This is a genomic window from Bradyrhizobium sp. sGM-13 (assembly GCF_018398875.1).
Taxonomy (GTDB): domain Bacteria; phylum Pseudomonadota; class Alphaproteobacteria; order Rhizobiales; family Xanthobacteraceae; genus Bradyrhizobium.
In genome coordinates, this window is record NZ_JAGWDK010000052.1 from 1 (window position 1) to 25,189 (window position 25,189).

The following is a 25,189-nucleotide window of genomic DNA, read 5'->3' on the forward strand; positions in this document are numbered from 1 at the left end:
TTTCGAAGGAGGCATTAGGACCGTAAGCTGTCGGCCTGATTCCAAAACTAGACAACGCCACTGTTTGGCAATGGGCCCGAAGAGCGGGCGCTGCTGAAGCTATGGCCCCGTTGGGTCAACCGGCTTTGCGGTGGCGCCCGCCGCGCTTTCCCGTGGCCGGTTTCGCCGCGCCGCTCCGGCGGGCAGACTTTGCCGGGCGCTCGGCGGCGACGCTTCGCCGGAGCGCGTCCATGAGGTTGACGACGTTCTCACGTGACGGCTTGACTGCAGGGGCCTGGACGGGACCTTTTGCCTGTTTCCTGCGCAGGATGCGCACGAGCGCGCGGCGATAGTGATCCTCCAGCATAGCAGGATCGAAATCGGCCGACTTCGTCCGGATGATGTGCTGTGCGAGCTTCATCATTTCGGACGGCAGCTTCATCTCGGGAATCTCGCTGAAATACTCCGATTCATTTCGGACCTCGTGCGCGAAGCGCAGCGTTACGCCGCGGAGGCCGCGGTCCGTCGGCTCGAGCAGAAACGGCCGCTGGCGTGAGGACAGCACCACGCGCGCAAGGCCTACAACGGCCTCTCGGCTCATCGCATCCCGGATCACCGCAAACGATTCCTGACCGATCTCCTCCCGGGGCATGATGTAATACGGCTTCTCGAAATATCGCGAGTCGATCTGCCCGGCGGGAAGGAAGTGCTCGATTTGGATTGTGCGCGTGTTCTGCGGCCGCCGGAAAGTGACGGCCTGCTCCTGCTCCCCTTCTTCATCATCATAGTCGGCGGCGCGCTCTTTGGCGGGCTCGTCGTGAAGGCCGGCGGGAACGGTTGGCGGGCTTTCACGGAGGGGCGGGGCGGCAAGCTCCACCTCACCAGGCGCCGGGCGCTCGCGTCGCGCCCGCTCAAGGTCGCGGTCCTCGACCAGCAGAAATTCGTTCTCGCCGACCTCATAGCCGCGCGCCTTGTCGGCTGCGTCTATGGCTTGGCCGGTTACGGAGTCGATGAGCTTCTGTTTGAGGCGATGGCCTGTTCGCCGGTTGACCTGCCGAAACGAGATCCGCTCGGCCGCCGAAATTGCGGGATAGAGCGCGACAGGACACGAGACAAAGGACAGCTTCAGATAGCCCTTCCAATAGGGTCGGGACGCCGGCACCGGAAACTCCAACGCAACAGTGGCACAAAAGCCAAGCCGGGAGCTATGGCGCGGAGTCAACGGACGTAAGGGACGGAAGTTTCAGGGCGACTGTGTTCCACATCTCTTGCAGGATGTTCTGAACGGCCCTGCGGATGCAGCGACGACTAAGCTTCTTCCCGGCTAAGATGCCTCCCAAATTCGAGCTTATGCCGTTCAAGTCGAAATATGGGACCGGTGGTCGAGCGAGCGCGGGCCGGGTCGTCGGCCCGAAGTCCGCTCAGGGGCAATCGCCGTTTTGGCACTCCGCTGCTCACTTCCGGTCTTCCCTACCAGCGGACATTCGCGTGCCCGACGGCATGCCCGAAAAGGGGCCATAAGCGGTCATTCCGGCTTCTCGCGGCAGAAGCGTTGTGCGCCCACTTAGCCCTTAGTCTCTTCGATTTTATCGAGAACTCGCTCCGGCGCGATATCTGAGGCAGCTTCCTGAAGCTCTTCGTTCTGCCGGGGATCGATCTCCAATTTGGCGGCCATCTCATTCAGGAGCGCGACCATTTTTGTAATCTCATGTTCAGTGAGGAGACTGATCTGTAGATCCAACTCCGCCCTTCTATCCGCTTCGGCCGCCATACGATTTTGAGATATCAGCACAAAGGTCGAAAGAAAGATTGCCTCTACAGAGGCGATCATAGCGAGCACTACAAAGCTTTGATCCCATGGTGAAATTCCTGGGAGCCAGCGGACGTTTGCGGCTATCCAAAATCCAAAAACAAATAAGTGTAGGTAGACAAACTGCATGCTGCCGGTGAACGAAGTTATCGCATCGGCAATCTTTTGCTGGATGGACGCATCGGATTGCTCGCGCTTCCTTCGTTCGACTAGCGCATGGATGTTTCGCTCGAGAGCGGGGGTCAGCCCCGGCGCAGCTTCTGGGCGGGGCGCTAAAGGTTTCTTCATGCGTGGGAAACGGTCACGCCTGAGGACGGTTCCTATTACTTGGCCTGCTCATGGCGTCTCACGGGGCAGACCGTCAGTCCTAAGGTCGAATCGGATATCAGCGACAACTCCTGCCCTCACGCTGCATTGCTGCATTCTGAAAGCCCGATGCAACGGAACGATGCGTTCACCAATATCGTTCACCAATATACTGAACGGGCCGACAACCACCTTCTCTAACAGGCGCGAAACAACTGGCTGCTAGCCTCAAGAAAAACCGAGAGACAACCAATGCCCATGGTTCGCATCGTGATCATTCTGCTTTGCGCATACGCGGGTTCTGCAGTCGGCGCGGCGCAGTTCGGGGAAATGCCCAAGACCTATGACTTGCCATCTCCCTAGTCGCGCGAAGACGCTGATGCCGACGAATCTTGCGAAAATTCATATTGATGAAGTGCACTCCCGCGCGATTTATGCCGAAATCGGCGACCGCCTGCGGATCGCGCTGAGTGATACTGCTTCGATGCCCCGCATCTGGCGAGACAGGAGGCAACGCTCCAGAAACTGGACGAGCCCAGTTCTCCTTCCATCGCTCCGTCGATCCGAGACACATCCGTCGCGAGGCTGGGCCGCCTCATTGATGGGAGAGGCATTACTTGAAACATGACAGCCGAAACCCAGGACGGATGGAAGTGATCGACAAGGTGCGCCTTCCGTCACTGGACTATCAATGATGCCGAGCTTTGCACGGCGAGCGCATCATTTGTGTCTACTTGTGTGTGGAACCAGACGCGTGATTCCTGCCTTACCCTCCTTTGGAGGTACAAATGGCACGACCAGCATGGAAGCGGCCGGGATCGCCGATCGGCAAGCAGGGACCGCGCAAAGCAAACCCGAAATACAAGCGCCGCGCTCGGCAGCCGTGGAGCGACAAGGAAGTGAAGCAGCTTCGTTCCCTTGCCAAGGCCAACACGCCGACGGGCATTATTAGTCTTAAGATGCAGCGTCCCCCAGCATCCATCGCAAGCAAGGCGCAGCGGGAGGGCATCTCGCTAAGGCCTACCAATCGCTCGCCCTACAATCGTCGGAAGAGGGCGCGACGCTAATGCTGACGGGCGGGATCCTCTTCAACGATCCCGCTCCCCATCCGGCTGTTCTCCGGCGCCGCACTGGCAACGCTCTCTTTGTCCCACGCCTAGTCGGGGTAATCCAAACCCATCCTAGGCCGACGGACAAAATGCATGCGGGTCGATCACTTGGGCCGCTAGCGAGAAACAAGACGCCTCCCAAATCGAGAGCTCTCGAAAAGAAGTTCAAAAGCGGCACATCAATCAGTTCGGAATCCCTGCTCTGCGTTAGCCGTGCGGAACGAACGGCCGGGCCCATGTATTCGTCTCGGCAGGAGTGACCCATGCTGATGACGAAGGAACGGCGGCCCCCGAACCGTCACGTCGAGCGGGTATTTGATCCCGAGGGCAAATCTCATCATTGGGGCAAGCGCAAGCTGAAGAGAGACCAATGACCGCTTTTGTCTACGTCAACACCAGCAAGCAAGTTGGCGACCCCGAGCACATCAAGGTGTTTGCCAATGTGGACGCTGCAGAAAAGTGGTTTGAGAAAACGATAGGGCGTAGCCTTCGAGTATTAGGTCTTGGAGTGAACCGCTGCCTTCCAAATACAGCTAGCGGAGAGCGAAATGGCTGAGAGGATAGACGTTGAGGTTGCCGGCAAATCGCACTTTGAAGTTGCCCACGACATGGCGAAGTTCACTCCTAATTAATATGGAAGGGCGTCAGGTGAAGCGCATAAAGCGGCAAGAGTTCTTGCATTTGGTGGCTGACTGCATCGAGGCCTTGCGCGGCATCAAGGTCAGGGAGATTGTCAGCTAAAGTGAAGCACTCCTGCAGGCTCCAGCCTCCACTTGTCCGCACAAGCAATCAAGTTGGTGACAAGGTTTGCGAGCGAGGACGCCGCGGAAAAATGGTTCGAAGAAAACGACCCCGAGGGCCGTTGCCTTTGAATATGAAGTGCTCGAATGAAAGAGGCCGCCAACTGAGGCGCTTCGTGCGCCCCCTATTTCTTCAGCAACAGGCCCATCGAGCGAGCCATTCGCTTTACCGATCCGGCATGCCTTCCAAGCTCGGCGGCAATTTTTGATGCGCGCGTTCCTCGTCTAGCCAATCTGGCCAGCTGCTGCATCTCAGAGTCGGTCCACTCTTTGGGTTTATGCGTCCTCATGCGCAGGAGACCCCGATTCGGCGCACTACATTAACAAATGTTAGGCAACTCTCTTAGATTGTGGCCGGTTACCTCCGCATGCGCAGGTACGCAGGCAGCACGGAAAGAGATCACTGACTTAGGCGCCCTATCGCGCGCCACTCAGCCTCGAAGGTGACCGTCACCGCTAGCACCGGTCCGGTGCCGTCCCGGACCTCGACTACTATGCGGTGATCCGCGCCCTGGCGGCGCGTTCGGACCGCGTCACGCAATATGTCAGCCAGTGAGTGGGCGGCCTCCACCCACGCGGCCTCAATGCCGGAGAGCTCGAGACCTTCGTCATCAGAGGTGACATCGTCCCCCTCGCGGACATCGAAGTAGTAGCGGGGCATTGGCGCCGGAAAATGCGGAGCTCGGTCCATCGTTCCTCTGATCTGCGAACAAGGACACTTCCTAATTCAAACTAGGAACCTGGGTTATATACGGACAGCCAGTGCATGACTGATGCAAGCGGCCCCGGCAATACGCAACGCACCGGGCCGCCGACCACTGGAGATTACCCCCGGCTAAGCTCTGGGGGACATGTAGCCGGGGGCTTTTACAGAATAGCCAGCCATCGGGGCGCGGTCTGTACGGCCGCTGACAAAGGGCAGGCCCGCCTTGAACCGCGAGGCGGTGTGCTGATGCGGCCATGCCGCCTCTTCGCAAAGGCTCTGCCCACAAATTGAAGCGCCCGTAAGACTCCGGATGTGGCTCTCAAATTAGACGAATCCTGTTGAAGCCGCCGTCCCCCCTCTTCACAATGAAGTACTAATATTAGTTAGTGAGGGGTTTTTAAAATGCCTTCTCTTCAGTCACGTATTGACGCCTACTCCACCCTGTCCACAAACCTTCTGACCGAACTCCGCGATTTGGAATCATTGCGCGAGTTGGTCTGGCAAGCACAAGTAGCAGCCGCGGTCCGTCGAAGGTCCAGAAAGGAAGCCTGCCAGCGTGAACCGGCGGGCCTCCGACAACATCACGAAGACGCCTTCTCCGCTATGCGTTGAATGTCGTTGAAGATCGATAGCGCTAATGCCTCCTCGCAGCCGCCGGTAATGCTACCGAGCTCGCCGCGGTGCCCAAAGTTGAGCGCACCGCACTTTTGCCCGCATCCCTTCGATTGTGCCTGCAGGTGTTTCGGCAATCTCGTTTTCAAGCCGGTATAGTTTCTCTGAGCTCGATTGCTCTCACGAAGAGCTTTCTTGTAGCCGCGGCGAGGTCTCGCACTGCTCCACCACCGGTCATACGCCGTCACGATTTCGACGGAAGCGGGAAAACGTGGCAATGTCTATGCGAAAGTGAACACATCCCCGAGTTTGTAGCCTCTGGCTTATCTCGGTTCCTGAGTCAGAAGCCGAACAGACGATCGGTTTTGAGCAGACGTATGCTCGCCCCTTTCATTCTCTGAACGGAGGGGCCGCAATGGAAAAGAAGGTCCGCGTTTCAAAACGGAAGCCTAAGCAGCTATGGACGCCTCAACGCTTAGCCGAGGTGGCGGCGGAGTTAGATAAGCTAAAACAGCAAGTCCGGGTGAATGAAAGTGCCAAGTCCAGGACACCGCGATCATTACGATTGCATGGTTAGTCAGTGCTTTGCGAAGTGGATGATTACCACTACATGGTGCCAAAGTGAGACCGCCTTCGGCGGTCTTTTTGTTTGTGATTGCGCCTGCAGATGCAGAGCCTGAGTCTGAGAATAAAAATGGCCCCAGCGCGAGGCGGCGGGGTGAGTCCACCAAGCAATGCAATAGTCATGCTACAGGCCAATGTCTGTGATGTTGATGGGGACGCGGTACACAACACACACGCAATCAAGATCCGAACAATCTGGCGATGCTGGACCTTCAAAGATCAAAGAGCTAGGCTGCAAAGATTGGGTCTCCGAGGGAGGCTAAAATGTTGCAAAGCATTGCATCGTTATTATTGGACGATTCCATCATTGTCTTGGTAGCGGCCGTCCTGATTGTCACCATCTTCCTGCAGCTCCGAGAGACAAGACTTCTGCATAGGAAAGTCAACGACCTCACGTACCAGGTGAGCGAGCTAAAGGTGCTCATCAAGACTATCTAGCTAGTCGGAGCGCCTTTCGTTGCCGTTGGGCCCGGCGTGACTCAGCGCGGGCCGCCCTTGCGTTTTGACGGTTTGCCGGTAACACCTAGCCCACACGCGCGCTTCCGTATGCCGTCGCCGGGCGGTCGGTTCCCATTCAAATCAGGCCACTGCGAATTTCAAAACTAGGCCACCGAGGTCGGAAACAGACCAGAGCGGAACAACAACAGATCGGAAACAAAGAACAAAAGGCCCGCCAGCGTGAACCGGCGGGCCGAGCTGCTGCCTCAGGGCGGCCTTGTCAAAGGCGGACTGCCGCATGTACGCGGGGCCGCCGTGCTCTTACCTCGATGGTTGTTGCCCGGCTGGTGGCGTCGTTGGTGCCGGTGTCTCACCCCCGAACCAGCCACCAGTCCAACCAAGCAGCGCAAGAACAACGATAACGGCCGCAACAACACCGGCGATGACCCGATTGTCCATATCGCGTTACCTCCCTGTTTGCTGGCTGCAGCCAAGGTAACGCATCATGCAGGTGATCGTTCGTTCAGAGTGCGGACGGCATCCCGCCATCACCGTGAACTGGTTGTCGCACCAGCCAACCTGCTCGTGGACTCCGTCATGGCACCAATGCCGGACCGCTCGCTTTCCTCTGCCAGGTCGTCGTCCTCCCGGTCGGCGGCGTCTTGCTCGGCATCGACCGCCGAGAAGGCCCAGAGGTGCTGGAACCGCCACGCCTTGTCCTGATTGGTGATCCGATCGAACGAACCTAGGCCTTGGCTCGTCGTCGGAGTCGTCCCCTCGTCGTCCGGTTCGGCCTGCCCGTCGGTCAAGGCGTCTTTCGTGCCCGGCTTTTGCACGACTATCTTACCGAACAAGGTGGAGGCGCGCTCCCGCTGATCGTCATGTCACTGAATCATTGGCGGTACCAACGTCCGTGCTTTGCGCCAAGGGCTGTCGCTCTGCGTGCGCCGCGGCTGCTGCCGTCGCTGTTGTAGAATTGGGTGAGTCGAGCGTGCCATCGGCGTGTTGGCCCGAAGCAGCCAATCCCCTCAGCTGAGCAAACGTCGGCCTCCTCGACGAAGATTAGAGGCTCGCACACAGACGATTCCCTCCCCCTCACAAGCGCGTTCCGGAGTAGCCCCTTTCCCGTGATTTTGATATCTTCGGCCGGCTTATGGAGGACGACTCGTGCCGGTATCCGTTGAGATCGACGAGGAGCTGTACAGGCGGCTGGCCGAAGCGGCCCCGCGTGATTGCAAGGGCGCGCAGGCTTACGCCAATGAGATCATTCGCGTCCAGCTTAGAGAAGTAGAGAGCCCACCAGATCATACGTGCGCTCGACGATATCGCTCGCCCTGACGAAGACTAGCCTATCGCATCATACCACCTCTCCTTCTCAAGTGTGGGCAGCTTCCGAGCAGAAAGCTGACTGGGTTACGCGATCAGCTATTCCCGAGAATGGCCCCTCGTGAGACGAGCGGATCCAGCCGATTGGCCGCTTTGCGCCACAAGCGGCCGTTTGCGCCCGATAGTCCGTTGTACCTTTGCTATCACGCTTGAGATTCAACTCTAATTCACGCGAAGAGCCGCTGCCGCGAAGTGAGATATCCATCGCGTGTGAACCGGTTCACATTCACGTCGTTTCCACCGGCATAAGTTGCTCTCATCAGGGGGCCAATATGCATCCCACCTGGAATCAGTAGCTTGCGATTAAAGCAATGTCGATCACCCTGAGCCTCGATCATATCGAACGCATTGTTCTGCCGGCTCGGAGATTTCTGTGGCATTGCCACCCGCTGCGACAAGCTCGTCCGCAACTTCCTCGCTGGCGTCGTTATCGCCGCAACCATGACTTGGTGCCTTATGAGCCGGGACCCTGGCGCACCACTCGGAGAACGCGATGCCGCTCCCTAACCTCATCCCTGCTGGTGGGCCGGTTCAAGTCCAGAATACGACGTTTGCTGTCGATGCGCTCGGCCGCTACGTCTGCAATACGTGGGACGAAGCGACCGCGAACGGCGGCGCACCGTTTGACGCGATCGTCGTCGGTGCCGGAATGTACGGGGCGTATTGCGCGGCGAAGATATTCCGTCGGCACCCGGGCAAGCGCGTACTGCTGCTCGACGCGGGACGCTTTCTCGTGTCGGAGCATGTGCAGAATCTCGCTCGGATCGGGCTCAATGTGCCATCGCCGATTCCTCCATCGAGCGATCCCGGCGTGGCGCGAGAGCTCGTTTGGGGCATTCCTTGGCGCGGCAACGTGGAGTTTCCCGGGCTCGCCTACTGCACCGGCGGCAAGTCGATCTACTGGGGTGGGTGGTGTCCGCGGCTCACCAGCGCCGACCTGCAGGGCTGGCCATCTGCAGCAACGCTGTATCTCAACGCGAACTATCTCAATGTGGAGAGCGAGATCGGCGTCGTCCCGGGAGCTGATTTCATTTTCGGCGACCTGCTCAATGTGGTGCGCAACGAAATCGGTAGCGCGGTTGGACTTGTGCCGAACATCGAAACGACCATCGGAAATAATGGTGTCGAGGTGGCCCCGTTGGCGGTCGAAGGCAGTCCGCCGAGCTCGGGCCTGTTCAGCTTCGACAAGTACAGCAGCCTGCCGCTCTTGGTCGAAGCTATTCGCGACGCCGTCGCATTCTCAGGCGCGAACGACGCGAACCGCCAGCTTTTCCTCGTGCCGGTGGCGCATGTCGTCAAGCTGCACGCCGCCGGCGGCGTGGTGCACATGATCGAGGTGGATGTCGACGGCCAACGCAAGTTTCTGCCCGTCGGCTCGCAGAGCGCCGTGATTCTAGCCGCGAGCGGCATAGAGAGCACGCGGCTCGCGCTGCTTTCCTTTCCGACTTCCTTAATGGGGCGCAATCTGATGGCGCACGTGCGCAGCGACTTCACAGTGCGGGTGCGCAGGTCAGCATTACCTCCTGTGCCGGCTCACGTGCAGACCGCGGCGCTCCTCGTTCGCGGCGTGACAGCCTCCGGCCGCTTCCACATTCAAGTCACGGCCTCCACACACGCGGCCGGCTCCGACGAGCTCCTGTTTCGAATGATTCCCGACCTGGATATCCTCTCGGCGCAACTCGCCAACCAGGATCCGAACTGGATTACGATCACGTTTCGCGGCATCGGTGAGATGCGCGGCGACAAAACGACCGCCATTCCCAACGCTACGACGAGCTGGATGAACCTGAGTCCTTATGAGTCCGATGAATACGGCGTGCCGAGAGCGTATGTCCAGCTCACGCTCAGCGTGGGCGATTTACAGGTATGGCAGGCGATGGACCAGACTGCAATCACACTCGCTCAGAAGATCGCTAAAGCGCCCAGCAATATTGAGTACCTCTACGACGGCGGCTGGCAGACGCAACCCTTTCCGCTCAATCGGCCATTTCCGGAATGGCATCGCGGGCTAGGCACGACCTATCACGAATCCGGGACGCTCTGGATGGGCGATGCGCCGGCGAGCTCGGTGACCAATAGCTTCGGACGGTTCCATCACATTAGCAACGCATACGCTTGCGATCAGTCTTTGTTCCCGACAGTCGGCTCGGTCAACCCAGTGCTGACCGGGTTAACACTTGCGAGGCGGATCGCCGAGCATGTCGCGATATGAATCGCATGAGCAAGATCGCATGGTCGGGTGAAGTTGTCAGCGTGCAGCCGTGCATCGATCGGCTGCGCTCTCTTATTTACGTTCCCGATCACGCTCTCAATTGGGCTCATCCATGAATGAGCTTACTGGCGATGGCCTCATTGGTCTGGCCGGTCGCAACCATGCTCAGGACCTTGGAGCTCGCGCAGCGTCAGCCGATGAGTATGACCGGAAGGGCCGCTCGATGCTGCAGTCGAATTCAGCCCTGCTGGTGGCGGGCACAGGCGATGAGGTCGGAGTCGCCGCAGCGCTCGCCGATTGCGGCGACATCGGCTGCAGCGGCGTATGCGGTCGGCGCAACGCTGGCGGTCTCGCGCAAGCGTCTCACCCAGCACGGGTAGCTTAGGATGATTTGCACAGCCGAGATTTTCCGCACGACAAAAGCTCGGACCTTGTTCAACCGCTTCGAAAGTCCGCTTCGCGCTGATTGTGTTGAAAAAGTCTTCGGTTGCGCGGGTTGATGTTCGCTGATTCAGTTGTTGCGAGAGGACTGAATCATGATGGGACATCAGCGAATTGAGCAGGCCGCGTTGTTCTATGAGTTTTCGCTCGATCGGCACGTTCCGGCCGATCATCTGTTGCGATCGATCGACAGATTCGTGGACCTCGATGGGTTGAGGCGAGAGCTTGCTGCCTTCTACAGCACGATCGGGCGTCCCTCGATCGCCCCCGAGCTGATGATCCGGATGCTGTTGGTCGGTTATTGCTTCGGCATCCGCTCGGAGCGACGCCTATGCGAGGAGGTTCACCTCAACCTGGCATACCGCTGGTTCTGCCGTCTCGGGCTCGATGGCGTCGTGCCGGACCATTCGACCTTCTCGAAGAACCGGCATGGCCGCTTCCGCGATAGTGATCTGCTGCGACGGCTGTTCGAAGACGTCTTGCGTCGCTGCATCGATGAGGGTCTGGTTGGCGGAGAGGGCTTTGCCGTCGATGCCAGCCTGATCAAGGCCGACGCTAACCGGCAGAACGGCGTCGAGGGCGAAAAGGGGCTGCCGCCACAAGCCGCAAGCCGTGCCGTCGACGAGTATCTAGCGGTCCTGGACGATGCGGCCTTTGGTGCCGCGACCGAGATCGTCCCTAAGTTCATCTCACCGGCTGATCCAGCCGCACGCTGGACCGGTGCCCATGGCGGACAGGCTTTCTTTGCCTACTCAACGAACTATCTGATCGATGTGGAGAATGCGATTATTGTCGACGTTGAGCCGACCACAGCGATCCGGCAGGCAGAAGTTCTCGCCGCCAAGCGCATGATCGAGCGGACCGCAAAGAACTTCGCTCTCCACCCGTCCAGGCTCCTCGGTGACAGCGCCTATGGTTCAGCCGACATGCTGGGCTGGCTGGTCGATGAGCACGGCATCGAGCCGCATGTGACCGTGTTCGACAAATCGGCGCGCAAGGATGGCACCTTCGCACGGGAGGACTTCAATTACGATCCAGCCGGCGATGTCTATCTCTGTCCTGGCGGCAAGACGCTGACCACAACAGGGACGCGTGTGAATGATGGCGAAACGTTGCTCTATCGAGCGAGCAAGGCTGACTGTGACGCCTGTGCCTTGAGGCCACGCTGTTGCCCGAACACGCCTGCTCGAAAGGTGCCTCGTTCGATCCATGAGAAGGCACGCGACGTGGCGCGGGCGATTGCAAAATCCTGGGAAGGTCGAGCATCACGACGGCTACGCAAAAAAGTCGAAATGCTGTTCGCTCACCTCAAGCGCATTCTCAAGCTGGACCGACTGCGACTGCGAGGACCAAATGGTGCCCGCGACGAGTTCCTCCTCGCAGCAACCGCCCAGAACCTCCGGAAACTAGCCAAGCTGATCCCAATGCCGCAGCCAAATCCGGCCTGAGAAACGGTCGGCTACGCCGCAATTTGCGGCCGCCTCGGTCGCGGACCGACTTCTTCAACAGAATCCGCTAAGAGCGGACATGTGTTGGTCGGGAAGGATGTCAGTTGTACAGGCTAGAATCGTGATTTAATCGGTATCGTGCACGAGACGGCCAACCGGGATACCCAAGCGAACTGTCCAACGATCGCCATGAACGCCGGCGAGTTTGGGCGGGCGAAGCAACCGGAGCACCATGTCCTCTAGCTCCAACACCAGTATCGCCAAGAAAGCTCGCACAAAGGCCGAGGCGGATTTTGCCACTTGGCTAATGATGGCCAAGCTCGGTGGTTTCGATGATCTTCCGTCAAACGCACAGAGCTTTCTGACTAACTATCGAGCCCGACTCGAGACGATGAGCGAGGCCGAGTCCACGGCCTTGGCCGTTCGCGAGGTCTACAGCGCTTATTACAGCGAAATGGGAGGCGTGGGCGCGGCGCCGGAACCAAAAGCTCGCACACCAACGACAGAGGACAAAGTCGTGCGGTTCCAGAGACGACCTAAACCTCAGCCCGGTCTATCGGCTGCTCGCCATTCGACGAGGCCAATGGTCCGAAAATCCTTCCCGGCACTGCTGATTTTCGCGAGCATGGTGGCTCTGATTGTCGCATATAGATTTCTGACGCAGTAACACATCAACGCCCGGACCCAGGGCATGTCCGCTTTTGCCCCGCTATTGGGGACAAACGGACATCAATTCTGCCTCACCTGAGTGCCTCGGTCTGCTCGGCATTCCCGTTCACCCCGCGAGCCTGATCCGACTTGCCGGTGCAAGCTTCCTGATCCTTGGCGTCGTCCTGATACGGACGTAGCCGCAGAAGATGATGCGGCCGTAGTCGCTATGGCGTAACCTTGAAACGCCAGCGTCATCACACCGGCCAGCCAACGGCGCTTTCGCCTTGTGAGAGGTCCAGCGATGCCCGCAGATCATGATACGCGCCCTCTGGGTCGAACCGGCATCGATGTGCTGCCCTTGGGCATCGGCACGAACAAGTGGCGGCGTGCCGATCGTGGGGCCGTGTTGGAAACCTACAGGACCATTCATGGTGCCGGCCCGTGCATGATCGACACGGCTGAGATCTATTTCTCGGAGCGCGTCGTGGGTGACTGCTTGCGCGCCGGTCCCACCCGCGCGGTGATAGCATCAAAGTTCCTTCCCTTTCCGGGCCGAACCTCGCCGCGCCGCCTGATGAGCGCGCTTGACGGTTCGCTCGCGCGCTTGGGCCTCAAGACAATCGATCTCTACTATGTCCATTATCCGCTGCCCTTCATCGACGTGGGAGTGTTCGCCGAAGGCCTCGTCGAAGCGGTGAAGTCCGGCAAGGCGCGCGCGGTCGGCGTGGCAAATTTCAATGCGGACCAGATGCGCCGCATCGCCGATCACCTCGCAAGGGCAGGCGTTCCGCTCGCCGCCAATCAGGTCAACTACAGCCTGCTCCGACGAGCAGCGGAAACAAATGGCGTGCTCGAAGCCTGCCGTGAGCTCGATGTGGCACTGGTCGCGTATTTTCCCCTTGCGTCCGGTCGCCTCACGCAGCCGTCGGACAGCATGGGCACGAAAGCGCTGCTGACGTGTCTCGCCGATATTGCCCGCGCGCACGACGCCAGCATCGGCCAGGTCGCCCTGAACTGGCTGTTGGCGCGCGACAGTCACGTGATTCCAATCCCCGGCGCGACCAAGCCTCATCACGCCAGGGCCAATCTCGATGCACTCGGTTGGCGCTTGAGTGAGACCGAGTTCGACGCGATCGACCGAGCCTCAGCAAAGAGTGGAACATGAATCTGACGCCCATCAAACCCCTCATCTCCATCTCTGACCTCGACAAGATCGACGTCCGCGTCGGGACCATTCTCGCTGTCGAGGACGTGGCGCATTCGGAGAAGCTCGTACGGCTGCGCGTCGATTTCGGCGACCACCCAGCACTCCATTCTCGTCGGCATGAGAAAGTAGCGGCGACATCCAAAGGTGTAGATCGGCGTCTGGTTTACCCCTTTTTGGCGTCCAATATTGACCCGACTATGGATCGATTAACTGACTGAGGCCGCGTCCGAAAAGATTGCCGCGACCGGGGTCAAGGTTGGACGCCGAAAGGCGTCAATGTTCGGAGCCGGAACACAATCCGGTTTTGGGGCGTCACTTTCGCCTATCGTTTCCTTTTGCGCCTGGCGCTGCTTGATGCCAGCCTGACGGATTGGGGCGCCGCGCACCTCATCATCGTACTTGCCAGCCTCGCTACCCCATGCGTGCCAGCCGTGGCGCGTCTCACGCGAGAAGATGTCGGCGCGCCGCCAACTCGGCGTGCGATCGGCGATCATCTGATAAAGCTCATCCGGCTTGCGGCTGTGCTGGCGCGCGATGCCGTCAAAGATCGATGGAAACGTGATCAGTGGCGGCTTTCCGATGGTGCCGATCAGCACCTGCTCGTGCATTGATCGCGTCCAAAATCCGCAACCCATACGCAGCTTCCCGCGCCTCGTGACCTTGCGCCAGACGATGTTACTTTTGTACGTGACACGCCACGCTTCAAGGCAGGCGAGCGCGTCCGGCAGCATAGGTATGGTGGCCCAACACATCACGATGGCGTCATCCTGGCAGAGATCGCGGACAGGAAGCACCTTGATCGCGTCGATCGGCATCACGGTGTAATGTGCCTGCGCCGACTTGCCTTGTCCGGCACGCGAGTAGGTTTGAAATTCCCACGGCGGATCAATCAGCACGAGCCGGAATGAACGCGGCAACAACGGCTCGAAAAACCAGGGAATGATCGACACGGTACACCTCACGATCCTGCCCCAACGAAATATCCACGCTGGCCACATCGCTCGGCCGAAGACCGGCAGCTCGCAATGCGAATGCTCCTGGCAACGCCTGTGAGCGCCTGTCCCGCCCTGGCAGCTTTGTCGCGCCCGGCTTGTCGTTGTCCGCAAGGTAGATGACATCGCGTTCCTTGAACACGGCCGCGATCTCTTGGGTCCAGACGGCAACCTGAACTCTTCTTTCCACGTCGGCTGTCAGGGGGTAGACCGGAAATGGCTGACGTATGGCCAAAACGACGCGACCGCGAGCAGGCTTGGGAAACTGTGCCCCGGCAGGCCGTCGTCAGCACATATTTGGGCACAAGGAGGCGCGATATGGCGACAACAGCTACCCGAGTCGTTCTTGATACGCCGGCGGCGGAGTTCCGGCTTCCGGCCACCGACGGCAAGACTTACACACTGGACGACGTTGCGGGCGAAAAAGGCACGGTCGTCGTCTTCATCTGCAACCATTGTCCCTATGTTAAAGCAGTGATCGACCGTATGGTTTCGGACGCCCGCGTGCTGATGTCGGAGAGCGTAGGCTTTGCGGCGATTTGCTCGAACGATGCCGCGAGCTATCCCGAAGACTCATTTGAGAATATGAAGCTCTTCGCGAAAGCTCATGATTTCCCCTTTCCATATCTCCACGACGAGACCCAGACAGTCGCACGGGCGTATGGGGCGCTCTGCACGCCGGACTTCTTCGGTTACAATGCCGACCGCAAGCTCCAGTATCGCGGCCGGCTCGACGAAGGCCGCACAACTCCGCCTCGCGCGGGGGCGCCCCGAGAGCTAGTCGAGGCCATGCGTGCGATTGCGACCACCGGTGTGGCGCCGGCGGAGCAAAAGGCGTCTATTGGCTGCTCGATCAAATGGAAGGACGAATAAAGGGCTTTCCGGATTTTCGTGTTGAAATGCGATCATCCACGACAGGAAAGCTCGGATTATCGTGTTGAGAGGTATCTGAGCAGCCCTCGAGGCATCGGCAAAAAGGCTGGCCAATCGGATGCGAATATGTTAGGTTACATGTAACCAGACATGGAGGGACCGATGGCGACGGCGTCAAGGCCCAAGCCTGGCCGGATGAAGGTCCGGGAACATCGTGAGAGGTTGCGGGCACAGGGCTTGCGACCTATCCAGATTTGGGTGCCCGATGTGCGGTCTTCATCCTTCCGCAAGCAGGCTCATCGTCAGTCACTTGCTGTTGCGGCCAGCAGCCATGCCCGCGACGATCAGGCTTTCATCGACGACGTGTCCGATCTGGACGATGAATGAGACGCGGTGAGATCTGGACCGTCGCGGGCGGCAAGGATTACGCAGGCAAGCCGCGCCCCGTCGTCATCGTGCAGGACGACAGGTTCGACGCGACCGACTCCATCACCATCTGCGCCTTCACCACGGATCCGACGGATGCGCCGTTGTTCCGGCTCATCTTCGAGCCGAATGAGCGCAACGGCTTGCTCTCGACATGCCGGCTGATGGTAGACAAAATCACAACCGTTCCCAAGGCTAAGGTCGGCAGGCGTGTTGGGCGTCTCGAGGATGTAGATATGGTACGGCTCAATCAGGCGATGATGGTGTTCCTCGGCATGGCCGTGTCCCCCAGGGGCAGAAGAAAATGAAGCTATGGCCACCTTAGGCGCCGAGCCGCCTACACGGACGGCCATTCCCAGAGCATGGACATTTCAACAGGAAAATCCGGATCGCCGATACACCTGGCCGTTCGGGGCTTGGGATGTCCCGTGCGGTTCACGCTTACCGCAGGCCAGAAGGGCGATGAACCGCAAGCCGCCGCATTGATCGAGGGATTACGCGCCGAGGTCGTCATGGCCGATACCGCCGATGATGCCGATCACTTGCGCCAGGCCATCGCTGCCAAGGGCGTGCTCGCCGTAATCCAATAACCCCTCACGCGCGCTCAAATACCCGCTCGACAAACACCTCTATGCCCAGCGGCATCTCGTCGAATGCTGCTTCTCAAAACTCAAGCAATTCCGCCGCGTCGCAACCCGCTTCGAAAAGACCGCCCGCAATTACCGGGCCGTCGTCACTCTCGCAGCCATCGTCTTATGGATGCGATAAGTGTCCACACCACCTAACTCGGTTTCCGGGTCAACGGGCAATTGCCTAGACTTGGGCATTGGCGACGGCCGGCCCATTGCGCCGTCACGGCGGCACGTCAAGGGCGGCTTGCCGCTCGTATCACCTTTGACGTGGCGACGGGACGGAGCTGCCCCGGCAAGGATCACTCGGCCGAGTTCACGCGGATTTCGGATTGGACGAGCCTGCATCCCTTAGCTTCGGCGCAGCGGTCCATCGGAACAACAAGCATCTCCCTCAACCTGCGTTGCTTCTCTCCTTGGGAAAGAGGGGGCGCTAACTGGTCGGCTCTTCTCCGAATCTCACCTTCCAAAGCGGCTCGCTGGTCAGGAGTAAGAGCCTTCCCAGCCGTCATTAAGAGGAAACCAACTAGGTCATGCCGCCGTAAGTCCAAATCCAGAATGATGAGCCCGAAAGGACCATCGGGGATGCTCACTCGCTTAAAAATGCAATCATAGCTGTTTTGGCAAAGCGAATATTGCTTCAAGTTCACATACCGCATGCTGCATTCCGGAGGCGTTTCCAAACGAACGACGCAGACCGCCAGATCCGGCGCATTTTTGTTGGGTATGGGAATGGCCGTCGGACCGCGCCCCCCGCCAATGCCTGGAAGGCCGTCCCAGGGTTCTCCGTTGGCCTTCGTGTGGTCGGCCGCCACGGTGATGCTGACGGGTTTCCCTTCCCCGGCTAGGCAGTAGGCGGGGAACACCAAAATGAACAAAATGGCCCACCAACACCGTCGGCTTATGCGCGAATGCCAACTAGCGACTCGGTAAGAGCGCCTGAACAAGCATAACTGATGAATTTGCATATTGCGCATCCGACAGGTTTTTCCTGACGCGGGCTCGCGGTTCGTTGATGACCCCTTTGCGAGATCAACATATTCTCGTGTACGGATGCGTCAACGTCTAAGCGACAGGCTCTATGGCAGAGCGCCTAAGAGAGGTGTCCATATTCGTTTCTCCGCGAGCGCTTCGGAAGGAGAGATATCATGGATAATGGCCAACAAATGAGGATTACACGGCGAGCTTACGAGCTGTGGCAGCAAGCAGGCGAGCCGAAAGATAGAGACGAAGAGTTTTATCGTCAGGCCGCGCGAGAACTCAAGGAAGGTGCCAAGAAATCCAATGATAGGCAACAATCCAGCCTCGGATTGTAAAGGGCGGCCATGACTTTACCTTCGACAGGATCTGCTGCAAACTGCATTGATCCGGCCGCAACATGAGTACTCCTGAACCGAACGTTGAAGGAGCAAATCGGCAGATCAGTTTTCGGTCGGCACTTGCCGACGGCTTGAGCGCTGCGCATTGACCGCAATGCAGCTCGCGAGCAGGCTTTGAACAAGCGGGCGATCAGCGACTTGGATGCCTCATCTCAGCCAGGAAACAGAGTCGGCTCATGTCAATCGGATTCCATCGGGCTTCCGGAGGCGTACAACGTGGCCACCGGCTTCCTGCGCCTGTCCGGTGCGGCTTCGGTGCAGTGACGGCATCGAAGAGATCCTCCAGCTTCCAGATGGGCCTAGCGATTGTCATGCCGGCTCCTTGACCTTGAGCGTGAGCAGGTGATCGCGAGGACGAGATAGCTATTAGTGCTGTCGTCGATACGGACAGATAGGATCAAGGGAGTAACGGACCGCTGCCACAAATTGATCACGATTGCGGGGCGAGATGTCGCGCAGAGTATCGTTGGGTTGGCGGATGTACCCAATCCCTGCGATCTAAGGAGCCCCCGGAGAGATCATCTCCGGGGGCTTTGTCTTTTGGCCGCCGCTTCGCTGTGAAAGTTATCTAGCCGTGAAACCTCGGGGGCTACCCAACGGTTGCGACTGGCGGTGTCTGCGTTCATCTGTTCGCTTCGTGTTGCTCGGCTGAAGCCTTGATGTTCGCAATCTCCGCAAGTGCCATCACCGATGCAAACTCGGCGATGGAATAGATCCTAGTGCCATCGCTGATCGAGATGCCTGTTAGCCTCCCGACGACATGCCATTCGACCGCTTTTGCAAAAGCGTCCCTAGCCGTTTTGGCGGTGGCTTTGAACATGTGATCGTCAACGTGGGCATGCACGTGGAAAATCATAGTTGATGCTTGCCCAACGCCACGGGGCTGGACCAGACGGTGAATCTCGCACGGCGTTGCTTGGCGCTCAAATTGCACCGAGGAACGGTCTTTTTGCTCAAAGTCTGCCATCTTGAGCCTATAATGCGGTCCATCCACAAAGCCCGGCCGACTGCTTGCTGTGCCGGAGTTCAAGGCACCGGCTGCTGAGACTTCTTCTTTATGTCGGCCGCTTTAATGAAGCGGACGCCAACCTGATCGCCGTTGACCCAAGCTAGTTGGCAACGCCGGTATGCTTTCCCCACTGTCGAGAGCACAAGAAAGAATTCTTTCAGCGGAAGACCTTCAATCGAACCGCCAACGGAAAGTCTAGCGCCCGTCTCCGATACATCCTGCATTGTACACGGACGCTGCCACGTACCATCAACGCCATCATGTTTGCGGCGAACCCGCGCTCGAATACGACACGGTGGGCCTTACGCTGTTCCATCTAACCAAAATCGTCGAACTAAAATGAATGACGATGGGACCGCCAAGGAGACGGTTCAATATGCAATGCTCCCGCGGTGCCGCTTTTGGGATCGGACCACGATGAACAAAGAATATAGGTGAGCGGTTAATATTTGCTCAAAAGCGATGGATGACGGGGCCAGTCACGCGAGCTTTCCTCCGTAAAACTACGGTGCGCGCGTCGCAAGTCTTCGTCGCGCATCAGTTTGCTGGCATTGCGCTCACAACCTGATCTTGGTTGACGCTAACAAAGAGCCAACAATAAAAATCATTTTGTATTGAAATAATACTGTCCACTTTTGAACGCTCTGTACTCTTTTTTGGAGCAGCCATGCATGATTTTCCAAAACTCGCTGCGCAGGTAAGGGGCGCACGCGCACTTCTTGGTTGGTCTCAATCCTATTTGGCAGGAGGTGTCAGTGTTCGTCGTGTGATTATCGCTGATCTCGAAAGCGGCAAGCGCGAACCGCAGGCGTCAACATTATCCGCATTGATAACTGAACTGAGCGCGGCAGGCATCGTCTTTACGAAAGCAGGTGTCGAGCTTCTGGGATGGCCACCGAGACCCTCCGTACCGACCGGGTGCGCAACGATAAGGAAGCGCGCAAGGGTCCGCCGACGTTAAGTACCGGGACATCACGTCAGAAGGCATTTTGCTGGCAAGGTCGTTCAAGGGACTGACCGTGTCCTAACATTTGTTGTGTTGCACCAGCCCTTGAGCGCCGACCAACGTCCCGTGGGCCAAGCCTCCGTGGCGAAACATTGCCCGCCTATCCTGAGAAATGTCCGTTCACCGGGTGATTGTGTTGCAAAAGTCGTTTTGCAGGAGATGTTAAAAATTCTGAGGGCCGCTGGCGCGTTCTTCGTGTAATGATCTGAGGGACCTCATCGCCTTGCGCCAAATTCATGGGCGACTTCGGTAGCGCGACTCAGGCTATGCGAATCATCGATCTCTTTGCGCCTCAGGTTTTCGCCAAAAATTTGGACCGCTGCGACTTTCGACTTTTGCAACACTATCCGGGTTAGACCGGAAGTCGCCGTGGTCCAGCCAAACCGACGCGACTGACCCGAAGCGGTCATTCCGCCGCACTTTCAAAGAGCCATTTCGCCCCAAATAGCCGTAGAATTTGCTCGTTGCGTGTTGGATGATGCGATAGGAGCTCGGAAAGCTCCTGTGGTGGGCTCCCTGGTTGCCAAAGATAGGTGCCGCATGGAGTGCCCGAGCTGCGGCAGCGCGAATCCGGAGAGGAAGCGGTTTTGCGGCGACTGCGGCGCCCCGCTGGCGCTTCGCTGCTCTGCTTGCGGAGCCGAGAACCCGCCGGCCAAAAGGTACTGCGGCGATTGCGGCGCTGCGCTGGCCATATGTTTGCCAGCCAGCCCGCAAGTACCAGCAGCGCAGGGCACGTCGAGGCCCGCGAACAGGCGCGGAGAAGCTTTGGCGCTGCCCGCTCGAAGCCGTTCGGCCGAGCGCCGGCAGGTCACGGTGATGTTCTGTGACCTGGCCGGTTCGACCGCACTGGCATCCCGCCTTGATCCCGAGGAGATGCGCGAAGTTCTCACGGCGTTTCAGAATGCGGTCACGGGCGAGATCGCGCGGCTCGAAGGCCACGTCGCGAAGCTGATGGGCGACGGCATCTTGGCTTATTTCGGCTGGCCGAGAGCCCATGAAGATGAGGCCGAGCGGGCCGTCCGCTCGGGGCTCGCCATTGTCGCGGCGGTGGCCCGGCTCCGCACGCCGATGGGTGTGCCGCTGGCCTGTCGGGTCGGGATTGCAACCGGTTTAGTTGTGATCGGGGACCTCGTTGGCGAAGGCTCAGCGCAAGAGGAGGCCGTGGTGGGCGACACCCCGAACCTCGCCGCCCGCCTTCAGGGGCTTGCCGAACCGGGCAAGGTGATCGTGGCTGAGACTACGCGCCGCCTTCTTGGCGAAGTGTTCGAGCTGACCGAACTTGATCCGCAGTCGGTCAAAGGCTTCGCCGCCCCTGTTCGCGCGCATCTCGTTGAGGGCGAGACGGCCGTCGAGGGCCGTTTCGATGCCCACCATGCCGTGTCGGTGCCGTTGGTCGGCCGTGCGCAGGAACTAGCATTGCTTCTCGGCCGCTGGCAACTGGCACGGGCCGGTGAAGGTCAAGTCGTCCTGCTCTCGGGCGAGCCCGGTATCGGCAAGTCGCGGCTCGTGCAGGCGCTGCGTGAGGCGACGCGGGGTGAGCGCCGCGTGAGCTTGCGCTACCATGGCTCGCCCTATCACGTGAATGACGCGCTCTGGCCGATGGTGCAGCAACTCGTACGGGCGGCTGGGCTCGGCCCGGAGGACTCGACCGAGGCCAGGCTCGATAAGGTCGAAGCTCTGCTCGCGAGAGCGGTCGCCGACCCGCGAGTGCCCGCGCCGTATCTGGCCAGGCTCCTCGGCCTCGAAGCCGGTGGTCGCTATCCGGTGCAGGACCTCACCCCGCAGCAGCAGAAGATGCGGACATTCCAGGCCTTGATTGCGCAGCTCGAGGGTCTAGCCCGGCAAGAGCCCGTGCTCGTTGTGGCCGAGGACCTGCACTGGTTCGACCCGACGACGATGGAGCTGTTTGAAGCCGTCATGGAGCAGCTGCAGCGCTGGCCGGTCCTTCTCCTCGGGACCTTCCGGCCGGAGCTTCCGCCGCCCTGGACTCGCTTTCCACATGTCACACTGCTGACGCTCAACCGTTTGGGGCGCGGCGACACGACGAGGCTCATCGACGGCATCGCGCGCGGACGCAGCCTGCCCCCGCCCGTCATCGACGCAATCCTGACCCGGACCGAAGGCATTCCGCTGTTTACGGAGGAGCTGACGAAGACGATTCTCGAGTCCGACCTGTTGCGTGCAACGGGTCACGGCTTCGAGCTGACCGGGCCGTGGCGGCAGCCGGCCATCCCGAACACGCTGCAGGACTCGCTGATGGCCCGCCTCGATCGGCTGGGTGCTGTGAGAGAGCTGGCGCAAGTTGCCGCATGCATCGGTCGGGAATTTGACCATCAACTGCTCGCTGCCGTGACTTCGCGGCCGGAACCTGATCTTCTCGCCGCCCTCGACCAGCTGGTGGCATCGGAACTGGTCTTCCGCCATGATCTTGTGCCTGCAGCGACATACAGCTTTAAACATGCGCTGGTGCGCGATGCGGCCTACGAAAGTCTGCTCAAGGAGCGTCGCCGCCAGATCCACGGCCGCATCGCCGAGGTCATCGGAGAGCAATTTCCGGATATTGCGGCCGGCCATCCCGGCATTCTGGCGCAGCACCTGACCGAGGCAGGTCTGATTGAGCTGGCCGCCGAAGCCTGGACACGAGCCGGACTCGCGGCGCTCGGCCGCTCGGCCATGAACGAGGCGACGAACGCGCTTCAGAACGCGTCAAAACTCCTCGGCCAGCTTCCGGATACGAATGAGCGCAAGCGGCGCGAACTCGACCTGCTAGGCCCGCTCAGCGTCGCCCTCATGAACACCCGCGGCCCTGCCGCGGCGGAGACCTCCGCGACCTACGAGCGCGCGGCGTTGCTCGCGCAGCAGCTCGGCGAGAATGAGAGTTGGCGCCGTGCCCGATGGGGGATTTGGCGTGTGGCCAATGTCCGGGCGCATCTGCACGAGGCAGCGGTAATCGCGGACGGGCTGCTAGAGGACGCGGCACGCGAGGGGAGCGCGGCTTGGGCCCTGCATGCGCATCACGCCGCCTGGTCGACGCGGCTGTTCATGGGCGATCTCGCGACCGTTTGCCGCCACGTCGACATAGGGCTTGCGCTCTACGACATCGATCGTGATCCTGCCGATTGCGTCGCTCTCGGCGGCCACGATGCGCGCGAATGTGGGCTGATCCAAGCTTGCAATTCGCAACTGCTCATGGGATTTCCAGATCGCGCCCGCGCCATGAACCGTGCCGCAATCGAGCACAGCTTCCGCTTGGGCATCCCTCAGTCGATTGGCCACGCGCATAACTGGAGCCTGATCCTGCTCCAGCTCGTCGACGACACTCAGGAGCTCGAGGCGCGCACCAATTTCCTGGCCGATCTCGCCGAACAACACGGAATGAACATCTATTATTCCGAGGCGCGGATCTTGAATGCCTGGCTCGGTGTGAAGCATGACCGAGATCCGAAGGCGCTGACGGCCATGCGCGACTTCTTCGAGCGCCGGCTCGCCATGGGGACGTACTTCCTCCAAACCTATTTCTATTGGCTGATCGGGGAGGCTGCCCTGCACCTCGGTCGCGCAGAGGAGGCGCTCGCCGCAGCCAAAGAGGGCTTGGCGCGGGCCTCTGCAACAGCCGAGGGTTTTTGCGTCGCCGAGCTGCACCGCCTTGTGGCGCGCTGCCAGCTCGCGCTGGACGCCAGCGATTCCGAGAGCGCTGAGCACGCGCTCCAGGCTGCATTGGCGGATGCACGCGCTCGCTCAGCTCTCCTCTGGGAGCTGCGTGCGGCGAAGGATCTGGCGCGCCTTTGGAGCGAGCGTGTGCGTCGCGAGGAAGCGCGTGATCTCCTCTCGTCGGCCCACGCCCGATTCACTGAGGGGTTCGACACGCCAGATCTGAAGGACGTGAAAAGGCTGCTTGAGCAGCTGAGGGACTAGACTGGGCCGTTTTGTTTGTCCGTCACAGGTTCGTACCCACGAACTGTTCGGCCTGAGAACCTTGCAACAACCTGCACTGGGCGTCGTTTTAGGGAACGACGCCCCGGCAAGCCCACGCAACGTTCGCAAAGGATCTCGGGCCGTCAGACCGGCCGGCCTCGTTGGCATCGCGCACGGCGGCGTCGGTACGCGCTCGCTCGGCAGCGTCGAGCGTCACCACATACCTACCCAGCTGTCCTTCGCCTGCGGCAATCGGTGCCCAGTAGTCGTCGAAGCTGAGGTAATCCATGCGGATCATCAGCTGCGTTTCCGTTACGTCCGCAAGACCCTGTTCGAGGAAAGTCCGTTTCATTTCGCCCGGCTGCATCATCGGTTGGAAGCAATAGCGAGCACGCAGCTGGCGCCCCGCTTCGCTGCACGCCGCCACAGAGTCGACCATCATGCGCATGCCGGGCATGCCGCCGAGGTGGTCCCAAACGGTCGCCGCGACCACACCGCCCGACCGAACGACGCGACGCATCTCGGCGACTGCCTTGCCCAACGAAGTGGAGAACGAGCAGCGCCAAGGCGCGGTCAAAAGTGCCGCCCTCGAACGGCAGGGCGCAGGCATCTGCCTGCCGGACTTTATTCGCGGGTCGGTGTTGCGCCGGATCGCTTCCTCGACAAAGACCGGCGAGTAGTCGATTGCGGCAATCTCGTTAAGGTCGGCAACCTTGGCGAGCGCGAAGGTCAGGCTACCGGTACCGCAGCCGACTTCGAGAATCCTCTCGCCGTTGTTTACTCTCCGCGAACTCGATGAACTGGGGCGCAAGTTTTTGGCTCCAACGCCCCATAAGCTGCTCATAGCCGGCGGCGTTTTGGACGATGAATTCGGAGGTCATCGAAAATTTGCTCCGCTCGGCAAACTTTAGACCACGGGATGGTTGCCAAGGCACAAGACATCGCATTGCCGGGATAGCCGCCACGAACGAGGACGCTGTTCCAACCGTCTCACGAACGTCCACTCAAGGAGCGTCGACTTCCGCCTTTGGTCCTCAGCCGAACTGCCTTTGAGCGGCCGCAAAGGCCGCTCTCAGAGGAGAACCGGACCTGACGAGATGAGCGGCCGGACCGCCGTTTGTGACCCAGTGCGGAACAGGGTGATGCCGGATCGAAATGGCGGAGCGACGGCCGGTCTTGCTTCACAAGCGGCACAGTGCAGCCGATCATCTGCCCGCTATGGCTTACTGAC

Annotated in this window: 23 protein-coding genes and 4 pseudogenes; 15 read left to right on the plus strand and 12 right to left on the minus strand. The window is 59.7% G+C overall.

Annotated features, from left to right (window positions below; genetic code table 11):
• Nucleotides 1-115 precede the first annotated feature (115 nt).
• Both KJQ96_RS35035 and KJQ96_RS35040 read right to left on the minus strand, forming a co-directional pair.
• Nucleotides 116-1,141, minus strand: coding sequence for a Ku protein (locus KJQ96_RS35035; protein ID WP_213290766.1), 1,026 nt, complete (start codon nt 1,139-1,141; stop codon nt 116-118).
• A gap of 402 nt (nt 1,142-1,543) precedes the next feature.
• The gene (locus KJQ96_RS35040; RefSeq protein WP_213290767.1) at nt 1,544-2,077 is read right to left on the minus strand and encodes a DUF1003 domain-containing protein; all 534 of its coding nucleotides are present in this window, start codon (nt 2,075-2,077) and stop codon (nt 1,544-1,546) included.
• An 806-nt stretch (nt 2,078-2,883) separates the two neighbouring features.
• Here KJQ96_RS35040 and KJQ96_RS35045 point away from each other — a divergent pair.
• A complete protein-coding gene (locus KJQ96_RS35045) occupies nt 2,884-3,162 on the plus strand; it encodes a hypothetical protein (protein WP_213290768.1) in 279 nt (92 codons plus the stop codon).
• Between the two features lie 412 nt (nt 3,163-3,574).
• On the plus strand, nt 3,575-3,760 hold the full coding sequence (locus KJQ96_RS35050; protein ID WP_213290769.1) for a hypothetical protein: 186 nt from the start codon (nt 3,575-3,577) through the stop codon (nt 3,758-3,760).
• A 644-nt stretch (nt 3,761-4,404) separates the two neighbouring features.
• Here KJQ96_RS35050 and KJQ96_RS35055 read toward each other — a convergent pair.
• Nucleotides 4,405-4,665, minus strand: a complete 261-nt coding sequence (locus KJQ96_RS35055; protein WP_213290770.1) for a DUF6894 family protein — start codon at nt 4,663-4,665, stop codon at nt 4,405-4,407.
• Nucleotides 4,666-6,932: 2,267 nt separating this feature from the next.
• Nucleotides 6,933-7,238, minus strand: coding sequence for a hypothetical protein (locus tag KJQ96_RS35060; protein WP_213290771.1), 306 nt, complete (start codon nt 7,236-7,238; stop codon nt 6,933-6,935).
• 1,025 nt (nt 7,239-8,263) lie between these two features.
• On the opposite strand from KJQ96_RS35060, the gene KJQ96_RS35065 reads away from it, so the two are divergent.
• The 5 genes from KJQ96_RS35065 to KJQ96_RS35080 all read left to right on the plus strand — a co-directional run bounded on the left by KJQ96_RS35065 (nt 8,264) and on the right by KJQ96_RS35080 (nt 13,947).
• Entirely contained in the window at nt 8,264-9,982 is a 1,719-nt protein-coding gene (locus tag KJQ96_RS35065; protein ID WP_213246664.1) for a GMC oxidoreductase, read from the plus strand.
• Nucleotides 9,983-10,518: 536 nt separating this feature from the next.
• A complete protein-coding gene (locus KJQ96_RS35070) occupies nt 10,519-11,871 on the plus strand; it encodes an IS1182 family transposase (protein WP_213290772.1) in 1,353 nt (450 codons plus the stop codon).
• Between the two features lie 232 nt (nt 11,872-12,103).
• Nucleotides 12,104-12,538, plus strand: a complete 435-nt coding sequence (locus KJQ96_RS40800; protein WP_249734893.1) for a hypothetical protein — start codon at nt 12,104-12,106, stop codon at nt 12,536-12,538.
• Between the two features lie 285 nt (nt 12,539-12,823).
• Entirely contained in the window at nt 12,824-13,687 is an 864-nt protein-coding gene (locus KJQ96_RS35075; protein ID WP_213290773.1) for an aldo/keto reductase, read from the plus strand.
• A complete protein-coding gene (locus KJQ96_RS35080; RefSeq protein ID WP_213290774.1) occupies nt 13,684-13,947 on the plus strand; it encodes a hypothetical protein in 264 nt (87 codons plus the stop codon). The genes KJQ96_RS35075 and KJQ96_RS35080 overlap by 4 nt, the downstream gene beginning before the upstream one ends.
• On the opposite strand, the gene KJQ96_RS35085 is transcribed toward KJQ96_RS35080, so the two are convergent.
• Nucleotides 13,936-14,625: an MT-A70 family methyltransferase gene (locus KJQ96_RS35085; protein WP_309142516.1), complete on the minus strand. Its 690-nt coding sequence runs from the start codon at nt 14,623-14,625 to the stop codon at nt 13,936-13,938. The genes KJQ96_RS35080 and KJQ96_RS35085 overlap by 12 nt on opposite strands.
• Complete coding sequence (locus KJQ96_RS35090) at nt 14,615-14,863, minus strand: hypothetical protein (protein WP_213290775.1); 249 nt, start codon at nt 14,861-14,863, stop codon at nt 14,615-14,617. The genes KJQ96_RS35085 and KJQ96_RS35090 overlap by 11 nt, the downstream gene beginning before the upstream one ends.
• 176 nt (nt 14,864-15,039) lie before the next feature.
• On the opposite strand from KJQ96_RS35090, the gene KJQ96_RS35095 reads away from it, so the two are divergent.
• The 4 genes and pseudogenes from KJQ96_RS35095 to KJQ96_RS35110 form a co-directional block, all read left to right on the plus strand.
• Nucleotides 15,040-15,594 (plus strand): thioredoxin family protein, encoded by a 555-nt coding sequence (locus KJQ96_RS35095; RefSeq protein WP_213290776.1) that lies wholly within the window; start codon nt 15,040-15,042, stop codon nt 15,592-15,594.
• Between the two features lie 162 nt (nt 15,595-15,756).
• Nucleotides 15,757-15,981, plus strand: a complete 225-nt coding sequence (locus KJQ96_RS35100) for an antitoxin MazE family protein (RefSeq protein WP_213290777.1) — start codon at nt 15,757-15,759, stop codon at nt 15,979-15,981.
• Nucleotides 15,978-16,328: a type II toxin-antitoxin system PemK/MazF family toxin gene (locus KJQ96_RS35105; RefSeq protein WP_213290778.1), complete on the plus strand. Its 351-nt coding sequence runs from the start codon at nt 15,978-15,980 to the stop codon at nt 16,326-16,328. The genes KJQ96_RS35100 and KJQ96_RS35105 overlap by 4 nt, the downstream gene beginning before the upstream one ends.
• Nucleotides 16,329-16,415: 87 nt before the next feature.
• Nucleotides 16,416-16,788: pseudogene (locus KJQ96_RS35110) on the plus strand (IS5 family transposase); the annotation flags it as partial.
• Nucleotides 16,789-16,951: 163 nt separating this feature from the next.
• Here the strand turns inward: KJQ96_RS35110 and KJQ96_RS35115 are convergent.
• Entirely contained in the window at nt 16,952-17,527 is a 576-nt protein-coding gene (locus tag KJQ96_RS35115; protein WP_213290779.1) for a hypothetical protein, read from the minus strand.
• Nucleotides 17,528-17,797: 270 nt separating this feature from the next.
• Here KJQ96_RS35115 and KJQ96_RS35120 point away from each other — a divergent pair, with 270 nt between their 5' ends.
• Entirely contained in the window at nt 17,798-17,965 is a 168-nt protein-coding gene (locus KJQ96_RS35120) for a DUF2934 domain-containing protein (RefSeq protein WP_213290780.1), read from the plus strand.
• Nucleotides 17,966-18,650: 685 nt separating this feature from the next.
• Here KJQ96_RS35120 and KJQ96_RS35125 read toward each other — a convergent pair.
• The 3 genes and pseudogenes from KJQ96_RS35125 to KJQ96_RS41550 form a co-directional block, all read right to left on the minus strand.
• On the minus strand, nt 18,651-19,058 hold the full coding sequence (locus KJQ96_RS35125; protein WP_213290781.1) for a hypothetical protein: 408 nt from the start codon (nt 19,056-19,058) through the stop codon (nt 18,651-18,653).
• Nucleotides 19,055-19,353 (minus strand): annotated as a pseudogene (locus tag KJQ96_RS35130) (PilZ domain-containing protein). Before KJQ96_RS35130 ends, KJQ96_RS35125 begins: the two are co-directional and overlap by 4 nt.
• 221 nt (nt 19,354-19,574) lie before the next feature.
• Nucleotides 19,575-19,706, minus strand: coding sequence for a hypothetical protein (locus tag KJQ96_RS41550; RefSeq protein WP_256441719.1), 132 nt, complete (start codon nt 19,704-19,706; stop codon nt 19,575-19,577).
• Here KJQ96_RS41550 and KJQ96_RS35135 point away from each other — a divergent pair.
• The 3 genes and pseudogenes from KJQ96_RS35135 (at nt 19,705) to KJQ96_RS35140 (ending at nt 23,958) form a co-directional block, all read left to right on the plus strand.
• Complete coding sequence (locus tag KJQ96_RS35135; RefSeq protein ID WP_213290782.1) at nt 19,705-19,998, plus strand: helix-turn-helix transcriptional regulator; 294 nt, start codon at nt 19,705-19,707, stop codon at nt 19,996-19,998. The two genes, KJQ96_RS41550 and KJQ96_RS35135, sit on opposite strands and share 2 nt — an antisense overlap.
• A gap of 585 nt (nt 19,999-20,583) precedes the next feature.
• Nucleotides 20,584-20,709: pseudogene (locus KJQ96_RS42310) on the plus strand (zinc ribbon domain-containing protein); the annotation flags it as partial.
• 99 nt (nt 20,710-20,808) lie between these two features.
• Nucleotides 20,809-23,958, plus strand: coding sequence for an AAA family ATPase (locus KJQ96_RS35140; RefSeq protein ID WP_249734905.1), 3,150 nt, complete (start codon nt 20,809-20,811; stop codon nt 23,956-23,958).
• Between the two features lie 224 nt (nt 23,959-24,182).
• Here the strand turns inward: KJQ96_RS35140 and KJQ96_RS42315 are convergent, their stop codons facing one another.
• Entirely contained in the window at nt 24,183-24,557 is a 375-nt protein-coding gene (locus KJQ96_RS42315; RefSeq protein ID WP_375293240.1) for a hypothetical protein, read from the minus strand.
• Nucleotides 24,503-24,802 (minus strand): annotated as a pseudogene (locus KJQ96_RS42320) (class I SAM-dependent methyltransferase); the annotation flags it as partial. The pseudogene KJQ96_RS42320 and the gene KJQ96_RS42315, both read right to left, overlap by 55 nt.
• Nucleotides 24,803-25,189: the final 387 nt, after the last annotated feature.

What these genes read in the sequence shown, in the direction of transcription:
- KJQ96_RS35135 (WP_213290782.1), top strand. Translation starts at nt 19,705, where the DNA reads ATGCATGATTTTCCAAAACTCGCTGCGCAGGTAAGGGGCGCACGCGCA.
- KJQ96_RS35070 (WP_213290772.1), top strand. Translation starts at nt 10,519, where the DNA reads ATGATGGGACATCAGCGAATTGAGCAGGCCGCGTTGTTCTATGAGTTT.
- KJQ96_RS35095 (WP_213290776.1), top strand. Translation starts at nt 15,040, where the DNA reads ATGGCGACAACAGCTACCCGAGTCGTTCTTGATACGCCGGCGGCGGAG.
- KJQ96_RS35075 (WP_213290773.1), top strand. Translation starts at nt 12,824, where the DNA reads ATGCCCGCAGATCATGATACGCGCCCTCTGGGTCGAACCGGCATCGAT.
- KJQ96_RS35050 (WP_213290769.1), top strand. Translation starts at nt 3,575, where the DNA reads ATGACCGCTTTTGTCTACGTCAACACCAGCAAGCAAGTTGGCGACCCC.
- KJQ96_RS35105 (WP_213290778.1), top strand. Translation starts at nt 15,978, where the DNA reads ATGAGACGCGGTGAGATCTGGACCGTCGCGGGCGGCAAGGATTACGCA.
- KJQ96_RS35080 (WP_213290774.1), top strand. Translation starts at nt 13,684, where the DNA reads ATGAATCTGACGCCCATCAAACCCCTCATCTCCATCTCTGACCTCGAC.
- KJQ96_RS35100 (WP_213290777.1), top strand. Translation starts at nt 15,757, where the DNA reads ATGGCGACGGCGTCAAGGCCCAAGCCTGGCCGGATGAAGGTCCGGGAA.
- KJQ96_RS35065 (WP_213246664.1), top strand. Translation starts at nt 8,264, where the DNA reads ATGCCGCTCCCTAACCTCATCCCTGCTGGTGGGCCGGTTCAAGTCCAG.
- KJQ96_RS35120 (WP_213290780.1), top strand. Translation starts at nt 17,798, where the DNA reads ATGGATAATGGCCAACAAATGAGGATTACACGGCGAGCTTACGAGCTG.
- KJQ96_RS35045 (WP_213290768.1), top strand. Translation starts at nt 2,884, where the DNA reads ATGGCACGACCAGCATGGAAGCGGCCGGGATCGCCGATCGGCAAGCAG.
- KJQ96_RS35040 (WP_213290767.1), bottom strand. Translation starts at nt 2,077, where the DNA reads ATGAAGAAACCTTTAGCGCCCCGCCCAGAAGCTGCGCCGGGGCTGACC.
- KJQ96_RS40800 (WP_249734893.1), top strand. Translation starts at nt 12,104, where the DNA reads ATGTCCTCTAGCTCCAACACCAGTATCGCCAAGAAAGCTCGCACAAAG.
- KJQ96_RS35055 (WP_213290770.1), bottom strand. Translation starts at nt 4,665, where the DNA reads ATGCCCCGCTACTACTTCGATGTCCGCGAGGGGGACGATGTCACCTCT.
- KJQ96_RS41550 (WP_256441719.1), bottom strand. Translation starts at nt 19,706, where the DNA reads ATGGCTGCTCCAAAAAAGAGTACAGAGCGTTCAAAAGTGGACAGTATT.